Below are 11,951 nucleotides of genomic sequence, written 5' to 3' on the forward strand. Positions count from 1 at the left end.
CGGCCGGCGCGGGGCGGGCGGGCGGCGCGGAAAATCCATCATAGACCAGCCGCCCGCGCGGCGCTTGGCCGTGGCGTCCGGTCGATTCCCGGAGCGTCGCCGGCCGCCGCGCACTGCCGTCAGTGGAAATTGCGGCTGGGCGTGCTCAGGCCGCCCAGCAGCTCGGACAGGTCCACCAGCCGCTGCGCGATCAGGTGGCGCACGCCGTCCACGCTCTGCCACGAGCCATACACGCCCAGCAGGGTGGCGCCGAGCAGCTCGCGGCGCTGGCGTTCGATCAGTTCGGGGCGCACCACCACGTTGACCGGGCCGGTTTCGTCTTCCAGCGTGACGAAGATCACGCCCTTGGAGGTCTGCGGCCGCTGGCGCACGGTGACGATGCCGCAGGCGCGGGCCACGCGCTTGTCGGGGTAGCCGTTGAGCACGCTGGCCGGCTGGAAGTTGCGCGCCGCCAGTTGCGGCCGCAGCAGCTCGACGGGGTGGCGCCGCAGGGTCAGGCCGACGCTGCGATAGTCGGCCGCCACGGTCTGGTTTTCAGTCGGCGCGGTCAGTTGCGGCATCTCGGTTTCGTGGATGGCGGCGTCGCGCAGCAGGTCGCGGCTGTGGACGCTGGCGGCGGCTTCCCAACTGGCCTGGCGGCGGTGGCCGGCCAGGGTGCGCAGGGCGTCGCTGGCGGCCAGGGCGTTCAGGTCGTGGCGCGTCAGGGCGGCGCGGCGGGCCAGGTCGCCGGTGCTGGTGAAGGGGGCCTCGGCGCGGGCGGCCTCGATGCGGCGGGCGCTGTCTTGGTGCAGGCCCTGGATCAGGCTCAGGCCGAGGCGCACGGCGGGGCGGATTTCGTCCGGCGAGGGCGCGTGAGGATGCGGCCGGCGCGGCGGCGCGTCGGCGGGCGCGGTTTCCAGCGCCGCGTCCCAGCCGCTGACGGTCACGTCCACCGGCAGCACCCGCACGCCGTGGCGGCGCGCGTCCTGCACCAGTTGCGCCGGCGCGTAAAAGCCCATGGGCTGGGAGTTGAGCAGCGCGGCCAGAAAGGCCTCGGGTTCGTGGCGCTTGAGCCAGGAACTGGCGTAGGCCAGCAGCGCGAAGCTGGCGGCGTGGCTTTCGGGAAAGCCGTATTCGCCAAAGCCCTCGATCTGGCGGAATAGCGCCTGCGCGAAGTCCAGCGTGTAGCCGTGCGCCAGCAGGCCGCCCACCAGCTTGACGCGGTATTTGTCGACGCCGCCCTTGCGCCGCCAGGCGGCCATGGAGCGCCGCAACTGGTCGGCATCGCCGGGCGAGAAACCGGCCGCGACCACCGCGATCTGCATCACCTGTTCCTGGAAGATCGGCACGCCCATGGTGCGGCTGAGCACGCCGCGCACTTTCTCGCTGGGGTAGCTTTCCTTTTCCTTGCCCTGGCGGCGGCGCAGGTACGGATGCACCATGCCGCCCTGGATCGGGCCGGGCCGCACGATCGCCACCTGCACCACCAGGTCGTAGTATTCGCGCGGCCGCAGGCGCGGCAGCATGGTCATCTGGGCGCGCGATTCGATCTGGAACACGCCGATGGTGTCGGCCTCGCAGATCATGTCGTAGGTGGGGGCGTCGCCTTCGGGAATGTCCTGCAACCGCAGCGGCTGGCCGCGGCGCTGGCCGGCCAGTTCCAGGGTGCGGCGCAGCGCCGACAGCATGCCCAGCGCCAGCACGTCGACCTTGAGCAGCTTGAGCGCGTCCAGGTCGTCCTTGTCCCACTGCACCACGCTGCGGTCGGCCATGGCGGCGTTTTCGATCGGCACCAGCCGCGACAGCTTGCCGCGCGAGATGACGAAGCCGCCGGGGTGCTGCGACAGGTGGCGCGGAAAGCCCATCAGCGTCTGGGCCAGCGCGGCCCACTGCCGCGCCACCTGCGATTCCGGGTCCAGGCCGCAGGCGCCCAGCGTGCGCAGCATTTCCTGCTTGCTGTCCCACCACTGGTGGGCGCGCGCCACCGCGTCGATCACGCCCGGGTCCACGCCCAGCGCGCGGCCGGTGTCGCGCAGCACGCTGCGCGGGCGGTACGAGATCACCACGGCGGTCAGGGCGGCGCGCTGGCGGCCGTACTTGCGGTAGATGTACTGGATCACTTCCTCGCGCCGCTGGTGTTCGAAGTCGACGTCGATGTCGGGCGGCTCGTTGCGTTCCTTGCTGATGAAGCGCTCGAACAGGTTGTTGCCGCGGCGCGGATCGACCTCGGTGATGCCCAGGCAGTAGCACACCGCCGAGTTGGCGGCCGAGCCGCGCCCCTGGCACAGGATGCCGTGGTCGCGGGCGTACTGCACGATGTCGTAGACCGTGAGGAAGTAGGCCTCGTATTGCAGGTCGGCGATCAGCGCCAGTTCCTTTTCGATCTGCTCGCTGACGTAGTCCGGCGTCCCGCCCGGAAAGCGCCGCGCGGCGCCGGCCAGGGTTTCCTGGCGCAGGTAGGTGGCGGGGGTGTGGCCGCGCGGGATGATCTCGTCGGGATATTCGTAGCGCAGCTCGTCCAGCGAGAAGGCGCAGCGCCGCGCCACCACCAGCGTCTGCGCCAGCGCCTCGGGCGGATAGAGGTTGGCCAGCCGCATGCGGGTGCGCAGGTGCTGCTCGGCGTTGCCCGCCAGCGCGTAGCCGCATTGCGACACGCACTGGTGGGTGCGGATGCCGGTCAGGGTGTCGTGCAGCGGCTTGCGCGAGCGCACGTGCATCTGCACCTGGCCCAGCGCCACCACCGGCAGTTCGGCGGCGCGCGCGGCGCGGTCGACGGCGGCGCGGTGCAGGTCGTCGCGCGAGCGGTACAGCAGGGTCAGGCCGACCCAGGCGCGGCGCGGGAAGGTGGCGGCCAGCCAGCGCGCCTGCTGCGCCATGCGGTCGGGGTCGTCGCCGTAGACCGGCGACAGGATCGCCAGGCATTCGGGCAGGTGGCGCAGGTGTTCGTAGCCCGGCGGCGGAGCGGTGAAGTCCTCGGGCGCCAGCCGGTATTCGCCCTTGGGGGCGCGGGTGCGGGCCAGGGTGATGAGTTCGGACAGGTTGCCGTAGCCCTCGCGGGTCTGTGCCAGCAGGGTCAGGTCCAGCGGCGCGGCCTCGGGGCCGGCGCGCAGCCGGAAGGTGGCGCCGATGATGAGCGGCAGCTTCTGGGTCTTGGCCTCGACGTGGGCGCGCACCACGCCGGCCAGGCTGCATTCGTCGGTGATGGCCAGGGCGGCATAGCCCAGTTCGGCGGCGCGGGCGGTCAGTTCCTCGGGGTGCGAGGCGCCCTGCAGGAACGAGAAGTTCGACTGGCATTGCAGTTCGGCGTAGCCGGGCAGTCCGGCAGGCGGACTGGGGGCGTCGTCATGGGGATCGTCGGGCGCGTGCATGGCGGGGTCAGGCGTACAGCCCGTGCAGGTACCAGCGCGCGTGCGCGTCGTCGCGCTCGCGGTAGATCCAGTAGCGCGCGCTGGCGGCGTCCTCGGCGACGAAGTAGTCGCGCACGGTCAGGACCGGATCCCACCAGCCGCTTTCGATGCGCTCGGGGCCGCGCATCAGCCGCAGTGCCTGGCCGGCGTATTGCGGGCGGTGACCGGCAAGTTTGAGCGGCAGCGGCGGATCGAGCAGCCAGAAGGGGCGGTCCAGGGGCTCGGGCAGCGGTTCGGGGCGTTGCGGCGGTTCCAGCGCGTCGCCCCAGGCGTTGGCGGCCTCGGGCCGGTGGTCGGGGAGGGGACAGGCGTGGCGCACCTGCTCGCGGCCCAGCCGCGCGGTCAGCAGGTCCAGCAGGCGGGCGTGGTCGGCGGCGGTGCCGCCGGGTTCGGGGAACAGCGTGGTGCTGGCGGCGGGCTGTTCGGTGGTGTCGGGCGCCAGCAGCGTCACCGCGATCACCGGCGCTTCGAGCGTCAGGCGGCCGAGCTTTTCGCGCAGCAGGTTGAGGATCTGCGGCGCCTGCCAGACGGGCTGGGCCAGCGCCAGTTCCAGCTCGGTGGGCGGGCGCGCGTGGCGGCCACGCTCGTGGTCCAGGCGCAGCAGCACGCGCCGCACCGCCAGTTGCCGCGCCGCCAGCCAGCCGCCCAACTGTTCGGCCAGGCGCCGCGCCACGGCCAGCACCGCGTCGGTGTGTTCGAGGTATTCCATCAGCTCGATGCGGCGCTCGAAGCGCGGCGGCGGCTCGATCCAGCGATGCAGTTCGGGCGACTGGCCGTAGGCCGCGTCCAGCGCTTGCAGCAGGTCGGGCGCGCTGCGCCGTTGCAGGCCGGCACGCGGCAGGGCGCGCAGGTCGGCCAGGGTGTGGCAGCCGATGTCGTTGAGCCAGTCCAGGCGCGGCCGGGCCTGGGGCAGCAGGGCCACGGGCAGGGCGTCGAGCCGGCGCGCCAGGGTGCGCGGGGTGAGCACCCGGCGCGGCGGCCGGCGTCCGCCGCGATGCGCCAGCAGCCAGGCGCCGGCGGCGGTGGGCGCCATGCCCAGCGACACGCGCAGGTCCAGCGCGGCCAGCGTGGCGGCCACGCGCCGGTGCAGCGCGCGCGGCCCGCGGAAGAACAGCAGGCTGGCGCCGACGTTGAGCAGCACGGTGTCTGCGTCCGCCAGCGCGACCTCGGGGGTGTATTGCAGCAGCGCCAGCGCCGCGCCCTGCAGGGTGTCGGCCTCGGCCACCGGGTCGCGCGCCAGCAGTTCGACCTCGGGCGCGATGGCGGCCGCGCCGCCCCGACGCATGCCCGCGCGCACGCCGGCCTGGCGCGCGGCGGGCGTGAGGGCGGCGACGCGTTCCTGGTCGAGGACCGCGTAGGCCTGCGCCTCAAGCGGCCAGTGCGGGCGCAGTGCGTCCAGCGGCAGGCAGCGCAGGCAGGCGGCGATCCAGAGGCGCATGGCGGGTGGGCGCCAGGACGCCGGGCTCCAGGCCCACGTACAGCGGGGCCTCGCAGACCGGTCCGCGGCGCTTGAGGATATGGACGGACAGCCCGCCCGGCGCGGGCGCGAGCGCCAGGCGCAAGGGGGCGGGGGTGGCGTGCTGCGCGGCGCTGGCCGGGCGCAGGGCGACGAACAGCAGGTCGCTGGCCTGGGCCGCCAGGTGCAGCCGGCGCAGCGATTCGGGGCGCACGTGCGGCAGCCAACAGAGCAGGGCGCCGCAACTGCCGTTCTTCAGGATCTGCTCGGCGGCCCAGAGGGCGTCCAGCGGTTTTTCGGGGGCGACCCAGAGCAGTTGGCGCGGGTCGAGCCGCCAGCTCATCCAACTGGCGATGTGTGGCGCGTGCGGCGGCTGCACCAGGGCGATGGCGCGGCGCGTTTCGAGCTGCGCCAGGGCCGGGCGCAGCAGGCGGATTTCACCGATGCCGGGTTGCGGCGCCAGCAGCTCGATCAGCGAGCCCAGCGGCCAGCCGCCGTCCGGCAGCTCGGCCGACAGGGCGGCGTGGCCGGTGGGCAGGCTGCGGGCGGCGCCGCGCGCCAACTGGGTGGCGCGCCACAACGCGGGATGGATCTGTTCTGGCGACGGCATGGCGGGCGGACGACCCGGTTTTCCTGGGTGAAGATTCGGTGGGTGGCGGCACGGCCGGGCGGAGAGGCGCCTGGCCGGAATCGCTTATCGCTGTATGAATATACAGTATTTTACCCGACCCGGAAGGCACCGGATGTATCTGTCGCTTGCACCGTATTGGTGCGTGCCGCAGTGCCCGCTTCGAGGCGCGAGGCGCCGTCGCCATCCCCGCCACGCCCCTGGAAGGTGCCGGTCGTTAACCCGTGCAGGGCTTGGCACGCTTCCTGCTTCTGTCCCCATGTCACCGTCTCCTCACGCAACAACGTCCAACAAAAGGAGTGCTGAACATGGCCCATCAACCGGAACGCATCGTCGAACTGTCGCGCCGCGTCGAGCGCATTTCGAACGAGAAGATCGAGAGCATCGTCGACATCAACCAGCAGGCCAAGTACCTGTCGCTGAACGCGCGCATCGAGGCCGCGCGCTCGGGCGAGGCGGGACGCGGTTTCGCGGTGGTGGCCAACCAGGTGCAGTACGTGTCCGAGCAGATCACCGGCATCGCCGACGCGCTCAAGGAAGAGTTGGCCGGGTCCATCGCCGACCTGATCCGCATCGGCGAAAACACCCTGCACGAGATCCGCGGCTACGAGGGCCGCCGCCTGGGCGATCTGGCGCTGAACATGATCGAGACCATGGACCGCAACCTGTACGAGCGTTCCTGCGACGTGCGCTGGTGGGCGACGGATTCGTCGGTGGTGCGGGCCTTGCAGGAACCCGGCGCCGACAGCGCCCGCCACGCCAGCGGCCGGCTGGGCGTGATCCTGGACAGCTATACGGTCTACCTGGACCTGTGGGTGGCCGATGCGCAGGGGCGGGTGGTGGCCAACGGCCGTCCCGACCGCTATCCGCAGGCGCGCGGCGCCAACGTCAGCCAGGCCGAGTGGTTCCGGCGCGGGATGGCCACGGCCGACGGCGGCGAGTACGTGGCCATGGACATCGACAGCGAGCGCCTGCTGGAGGGCGCCCACGTCGCCACCTACGCCACCGCGATCCGGCGCGACGCCGACAAGCAGGGCGAACCGCTGGGCGTGCTGGGGGTGTTCTTCGACTGGAGCCAGCAGGCCGACAGTATCGTCAAGTCGGTGGGCCTGTCGGAAGAGGAATGGGGACGCACCCGCTGCCTGCTGGTCGACAGCCGCCAGCGCGTCATCGCCGCCTCGGATGGCGCGGTATCGCTGAAAGAGCGGTACGTGCTGCGCCACGACGAGCGGCCGCGCGGCTACTACGAAAACGCCGATCGCGGCCTGGTGGGGTTCGCGCTGACGCCGGGCTATGAAACCTATGCCGGCCTGGGCTGGTACGGCGTCATCGCGCAGCGTCCGCGCGACAGCTTCGAATAGGGGCGGCGCGGGCCGGACGGCGGCCGGGCGCGTGGCCCCGGATGCCTCCGGGCCCGCACGCGGCTCAGGTCCGCGCGGCCTGGCCGGCGGCTACCGGTTCGTCCTGCGGCACGCCCGCCGCGCGGTCGGCCTCGAAGCCGTAGAACTGCATGTCTTCGTAGCTGATCCAGCGCGACTTCTTCACCAGCCGGTGGCCGATCCAGAACGCCAGGAACAGCGGGATCGCCAGGTAGGTCGAGACCACGCCGATCCAGTCGATGCGCTCGTCCAGGAAGGCCTGGTAGTTCTGGCCCAGCGTGACCAGCAGGCACAGCACGAAGGCGAACAGCGGCCCGAACGGAAACAGTCCGGCCTTGTAGGGCAGGTTGGCGGTGTCGTAGCCGTGCTTCACGTAGCCCTGGCGGAAGCGGTAGTGGCTGACGGCGATGCTGAGCCAGACGATGAACTCGGTCATGCCGGCGAAATTCAGCAGCCAGATATAGACCGCCTTGGGGCTGTAGACCACGCTGAACATGCACAGGCAGGCCAGCGCGGTGGTGGCCAGCAGCGCGTACAGCGGCACGCCGTTGCCGGTCAGGCGCTTGAACACGGCCGGGGCCTGGCCCTCGACCGCCATGTTGAACAGCATCCGCGTGGCGGCATACATGCCCGAATTGCCGGCCGACAGCACCGAGGTCAGGATCACCGCGTTCATCACGGTGGCCGCCGACAGCAGCCCGGCGTGCTGGAACACCAGCGTGAACGGGCTGACGGCGATGTCCTCGACCTCGTTGCGCAGCAGTTGCGGGTCGGTATAGGGGATCAGCAGGCCGATGATCAGGATCGCCAGCACGTAGAACAGCAGGATGCGCCAGAACACGTGGTTGATGGCGCGCGGCACGTTGCGGCGCGGGTTCTCGGATTCGCCGGCGGCCACGCCGACCAGTTCGGTGCCCTGGAACGAATAGGCCACCACCATGGCCACCCCGACCCAGGTGGCGGCGTTGCCGACGAAGGGCGCCTCGCCCACGGTCCAGTTGCGCACGCCGACCGGCGCGTCGCTGTGGATGATGCCCACCAGCATGGCCAGGCCCAGCACGATGAAGCACAGCACCGCCACCACCTTGATGATGGCGAACCAGTACTCGGCCTCGCCGAAGCTGCGCGCCGAGAAGGCGTTCAGGCCGAAGGTCAGCGCCAGGAAGGCGACGCTCCAGATCCAGCCGGGGGTATCGGGGAACCAGTACGCCATCACCAGTTGGGCGGCCACCACGTCCACCGCCACCACCGTGGCCCAGCTGAGCCAGAAGTTCCAGCCCAGCGCGAAGCCGAAGCCGCCGTCCACGTAGCGCGAGGCATAGGTGCAGAAGGAGCCCGACACGGGCATGAAGGTGGCCAGTTCGCCCAGGCTGGTCATGATGAAATAGACCATCAGGCCGATCAGCAGGTAGACCGTGAGCGCGCCGCCCGGGCCGGCCTGGGCGATGGCCGCGCCCGAGGCGATGAACAGGCCGGTGCCGATGGCGCCGCCCAGGGCGATCATGGTCAGGTGGCGCGCCTTGAGCACGCGATGCAACTGGTTCTTGCCGGCCGGCGGGGTTCCCGAGTCTGTCGTCGGTGTTTTCATGGAATGCACAGGTTGATGCAAAGCCCCGCGCCGACCGCGCACGCCCCTGGGCGCCTTGTGGACACCGGGGGCACGAGCCGGCCCGGGGGGCGCTTTGCCTAGGATTGCGTATGACGGGCATTTTACAATGGGGCCATCCAGTGCCTGTCCGGAGCCGTAGCATGGCCACTTCTTCCCCCGCGTCCCCCCACGAAATCGAATTCCTGCCCGAGCCCGGCACCGAGGTGCGGCAGCTTTTCATCCTGCTGCACGGCGTCGGCGGCGCGCCCGACAACCTGCTGCCGCTGGCCCAGGCCGTGCGCGCCGCGTTCCCCGCGGCGGCGATCCTGATCCCCGAGGGCTTCGAGCCCTTCGATGGCGGCGGCGCCGGCCGGCAATGGTTCTCGGTGCGCGGCGTCACCGAGGAAAACCGCCCCGAACGCGTGGCCCGGGCCCTGCCGCCGCTGGAGGCCTACGTGCAGCGGGCCCAGGCCCGCTTCGGCCTGTTGCAGTCCGACACCGCGCTGGCGGGTTTCTCGCAGGGCGCCATCATGGCGCTGGAGCTGGTGCAGGCGCATGACGGCATGGCCGGCCGCGTGATTGCCTTTTCGGGCCGCTATGCGCAATTGCCCAAGGCCGCGCCGCAGTACACCACGCTGCATCTCTTGCACGGCGCGGCCGACGCCGTCATGCCGGTGGCGCACATCCAGGCGGCGCAGGCGCGGCTGGACGAGCTGCATGGCGACGCCACCATCGACGTGGCCTCGCAGGTCGGCCACGAGCTGCATCCGGCGCTGATCCAGCGCGCCATCGAGCGGCTGCAGACCTGCGTGCCGCTGCGCAGTTGGGAAGCGGCGCTGGGCCTGAACCAGTCGCCGCCCGACGGCACCACGGTGCATTGAAGGCGCGCCGGTGAGCCCCGCCAAATCCTCCGCCACCGCGCGCGACGCCGATCCGGTCGGCGGCGCGCAAAGCATCTTCCGGGTGCTGCGCATCCTCAAGTACGTGGGCGCCGCGCCCGCGCGCGGGGTCGGCCTGACCGACGTGGCGCGCGACCTGGGCCTGACGCCGCCCACCGCGCACCGCATGCTGTCGGCCCTGCTGCAAGAGGGCTTCCTGGCGCTCAATCCCAAGCTCAAGACCTACAGCCTGGGCCGCGAGTCGTACATCCTGGGCCTGGCGGCGGAAAGCCGCCACGGCATCAAGGCGATCGCCGAATCGGCGGTGCTGCGGCTGGCGCAATCGACCGGCGACACCAGCTTCCTGTCGGTGCGGTCGGGCCACGAGGCGGTCTGCGTCGACCGCAAGACGGGCGACTTTCCCATCAAGATCCTGACGCTTGAGGTCGGCCACCGCCGGCCGCTCGGCGTGGGGGCGGGCAGCCTGGCGCTGCTGGCGTTCCTGCCCAACGACGACATCGAGCGGGTGCTGGCGCGCTACGACGCCTCGGCCGCGCCCGACCTGCCGTCCACCGCGATGCTGCGCGAGGACATCGCCGTGGCCCGCAAGAATGGCTATGCGCTGAACCCGGGGCGCATCATCCCGGACATGCTGGGGGTGGGCGTGCCGGTGTACGACCGCGAGCAGCACGTGGTGGCCGCGCTCAGCGTGGCCGCGATCCGCTCGCGGCTGTCGGGGGCGCGGCTGCAGGAAGTGGTGGCGGCGCTGCGGCGCGCCGCCACGGAACTGGGCGCCGAGCTGGCGCCGCGCCCGGCCTGAAGCGCGGCACAGGCCGGCCCGCGCCGCCGGCTATCGCCCCGCGCAGGACTTGCCGCCGTCCACCGGCAGGCACACGCCGGTGATGTACTTCGCTTCATCGCTGGCCAGGAACAGCGCCGCGTGCGCCACGTCCCAGGCGTCGCCCATGCGGCCCATGGGGCTGGCGGCGTTGCGGCGCCGGCGCATTTCCTCCACGTCCTCGAACTGGCCCGCGATCTGGGTGTAGATCAGCGGCGTGTCCATCACGCCCGGCAGCACCGCGTTGACGCGGATGTTGTCGGGCGCGTAGCGCACCGCCAGGGCGCGGGTCAGATGGTTCAAGCCGGCCTTGGCGGCGTAGTACGAGGTGTACGGGTAGGTGTTGACCTGGATCGAGGCCAGCGACGAGATGTTGACGATGCTGCCGCCGCCCTGGGCCAGCATCACCGGCAGCACGTGCTTGCAGGTCAGGAACACGCCGGTCAGGTTGGTGTCCATGACGCGGTGCCAGCTCTCCTCGCTGGCTTCGATCGGGTCGCCCATCTCGGTGATGCCGACGTTGTTGTGCAGCACGTCGATGCGGCCAGCCTCGGCCAGCATGGCCCGCACCGCCGCCAGGATCTGCGCGCTGTCGGTCACGTCGGCCGCCAGCGCGGTGCAGCGGCCGCCTTCCTCGGCGATGATGCGGCGGGTTTCCTCGGCGGAATCGGCACGCAGGTCGACCGCGAACACGTGGGCGCCTTCGCGGGCGTAGAGCGCGGCGGCGGCGCGGCCGTTGCTCCAGCCCGGGCCGGAAGAACCCGCGCCGAACACCAGCGCGGTCTTGCCTTGCATGCGCTGGCCCATGTCAGTCCACCGAGATGTGCGCGAACTCGGCCACCTTCTTCCACTTGGCCACGTCTTCCTTGATCATCGCGGCGAAGGCCTCCGGCTTGTCCGCCACCACGTAGGCGCCCACGCCGGCGTACTTGGCCTGCACCTCGGGGTCGGCCAGCGCGCGGCGCGAGGCCTCGCCCAGCTTGGCCAGGATCGGCGCGGGCAGCCCGGCCGGGGCCAGCAGGCCGTTCCACATTTCGGCGTCATACGTCGGCAGACCGACCTCGGCGAAGGTGGGCACATCGGGCAGTTGGGGCAGGCGCTTGCGCGCGGCCACCACGATGGCGCGCAGGCTGCCGGACTGGATGTGCGCCATCGACGAGGCCGCCGTGTCCCACAGGATCGGCACCTGGCCGGCGATGACGTCGTTGAGCGCCGGGCCTGTGCCGCGATACGGCACGTGCATCATGTCCAGCCCCGACAGCGATTTGTAGTATTCCATCGCCATGTGGGTGGCGCCGCCGTTGCCCGACGAGGCATACGAATACTTGCCCGGCGCGCCCTTGATCAGCGCCACGAAGGAAGCGTAGTCCTTGGCCGGGAAGTCCTTGTTGACCACGATCACGCCCGGCACGCGGATGATCTGCGTGACCGGGGTGAAGTCCTTGACCGCGTCGTACGGCAGGTTCTTGTAGACCGCCGAGTTGGTGCCGTTGGTGCTGGAGGTGCCCAGCAGCAGCGTGTAGCCGTCGGCCGGCGCGCTGGCCACCGCGCGCGAGCCGACCGTGCCGCCGGCGCCGCCGCGGTTTTCCACCACCACGGGCTGGCCGATCTGCTTGCCCAGCGCCTCGGCGAAGATGCGGCCGACCACGTCCGAGGTGCCGCCGGGCGGGAAGGGCACGATCAGGCGGATCGGACGGTCGGGATAGTTGCTCTGGGCGCCGGCGGACGGCGCCAGCACGGTGGCCAGGGCGGCGGCCGCCACGGTCAGCCAGGTACGGATCTTCATGGGTTGTCTCCT

At 71.4% G+C, this 11,951-nt stretch carries 9 protein-coding genes; 3 read left to right on the top strand and 6 right to left on the bottom strand.

The genetic code is table 11. The features are described 5' to 3' along the window. Positions 1-119: 119 nt before the first annotated feature. From AAID08_RS12365 to imuA, 3 genes are read right to left on the bottom strand one after another with little or no spacing between them, the layout of a single operon-like run. On the bottom strand, positions 120-3,347 hold the full coding sequence (locus AAID08_RS12365) for an error-prone DNA polymerase (protein ID WP_395757695.1): 3,228 nt from the start codon (positions 3,345-3,347) through the stop codon (positions 120-122). A 7-nt stretch (positions 3,348-3,354) separates the two neighbouring features. After that, positions 3,355-4,824 carry a DNA polymerase Y family protein gene (locus AAID08_RS12370; protein WP_049073384.1) on the bottom strand — a complete coding sequence of 490 codons (1,470 nt, stop codon included), beginning with the start codon at positions 4,822-4,824 and terminating at the stop codon, positions 3,355-3,357. Then, positions 4,754-5,452, bottom strand: a complete 699-nt coding sequence (imuA, locus tag AAID08_RS12375) for a translesion DNA synthesis-associated protein ImuA (protein ID WP_054502749.1) — start codon at positions 5,450-5,452, stop codon at positions 4,754-4,756. The genes AAID08_RS12370 and imuA overlap by 71 nt, the downstream gene beginning before the upstream one ends. Positions 5,453-5,778: 326 nt before the next feature. Here imuA and AAID08_RS12380 point away from each other — a divergent pair, with 326 nt between their 5' ends. Continuing rightward, a complete protein-coding gene (locus AAID08_RS12380; protein ID WP_175167405.1) occupies positions 5,779-6,831 on the top strand; it encodes a methyl-accepting chemotaxis protein in 1,053 nt (350 codons plus the stop codon). 64 nt (positions 6,832-6,895) lie between these two features. Here the strand turns inward: AAID08_RS12380 and AAID08_RS12385 are convergent, their stop codons facing one another. Beyond that, on the bottom strand, positions 6,896-8,437 hold the full coding sequence (locus AAID08_RS12385) for an amino acid permease (RefSeq protein ID WP_244976894.1): 1,542 nt from the start codon (positions 8,435-8,437) through the stop codon (positions 6,896-6,898). A 161-nt stretch (positions 8,438-8,598) separates the two neighbouring features. On the opposite strand from AAID08_RS12385, the gene ypfH reads away from it, so the two are divergent. Together ypfH and AAID08_RS12395 are read left to right on the top strand one after the other, a co-directional pair. Next, complete coding sequence (ypfH, locus tag AAID08_RS12390; RefSeq protein ID WP_054502746.1) at positions 8,599-9,318, top strand: esterase; 720 nt, start codon at positions 8,599-8,601, stop codon at positions 9,316-9,318. A 10-nt stretch (positions 9,319-9,328) separates the two neighbouring features. Further along, the gene (locus tag AAID08_RS12395; protein ID WP_372413542.1) at positions 9,329-10,135 is read left to right on the top strand and encodes an IclR family transcriptional regulator; all 807 of its coding nucleotides are present in this window, start codon (positions 9,329-9,331) and stop codon (positions 10,133-10,135) included. Between the two features lie 30 nt (positions 10,136-10,165). Here the strand turns inward: AAID08_RS12395 and AAID08_RS12400 are convergent, their stop codons facing one another. Together AAID08_RS12400 and AAID08_RS12405 are read right to left on the bottom strand one after the other, a co-directional pair. Then, a complete protein-coding gene (locus AAID08_RS12400) occupies positions 10,166-10,960 on the bottom strand; it encodes an SDR family NAD(P)-dependent oxidoreductase (RefSeq protein ID WP_054444730.1) in 795 nt (264 codons plus the stop codon). A gap of 1 nt (position 10,961) precedes the next feature. Then, positions 10,962-11,939 carry a tripartite tricarboxylate transporter substrate binding protein gene (locus tag AAID08_RS12405; RefSeq protein WP_047990922.1) on the bottom strand — a complete coding sequence of 326 codons (978 nt, stop codon included), beginning with the start codon at positions 11,937-11,939 and terminating at the stop codon, positions 10,962-10,964. Positions 11,940-11,951 lie beyond the last annotated feature (12 nt).

The sequence above is a fragment of the Achromobacter sp. EB05 genome (assembly GCF_044232075.1).
Taxonomy (GTDB): domain Bacteria; phylum Pseudomonadota; class Gammaproteobacteria; order Burkholderiales; family Burkholderiaceae_B; genus Achromobacter; species Achromobacter dolens.

Coding starts and splice junctions, on each gene's coding strand:
- AAID08_RS12370 (WP_049073384.1), bottom strand. CDS start 4,824: ATGCGCCTCTGGATCGCCGCCTGCCTGCGCTGCCTGCCGCTGGACGCA.
- AAID08_RS12400 (WP_054444730.1), bottom strand. CDS start 10,960: ATGGGCCAGCGCATGCAAGGCAAGACCGCGCTGGTGTTCGGCGCGGGT.
- AAID08_RS12385 (WP_244976894.1), bottom strand. CDS start 8,437: ATGAAAACACCGACGACAGACTCGGGAACCCCGCCGGCCGGCAAGAAC.
- AAID08_RS12380 (WP_175167405.1), top strand. CDS start 5,779: ATGGCCCATCAACCGGAACGCATCGTCGAACTGTCGCGCCGCGTCGAG.
- AAID08_RS12365 (WP_395757695.1), bottom strand. CDS start 3,347: ATGCACGCGCCCGACGATCCCCATGACGACGCCCCCAGTCCGCCTGCC.
- AAID08_RS12405 (WP_047990922.1), bottom strand. CDS start 11,939: ATGAAGATCCGTACCTGGCTGACCGTGGCGGCCGCCGCCCTGGCCACC.
- ypfH (WP_054502746.1), top strand. CDS start 8,599: ATGGCCACTTCTTCCCCCGCGTCCCCCCACGAAATCGAATTCCTGCCC.
- imuA (WP_054502749.1), bottom strand. CDS start 5,452: ATGCCGTCGCCAGAACAGATCCATCCCGCGTTGTGGCGCGCCACCCAG.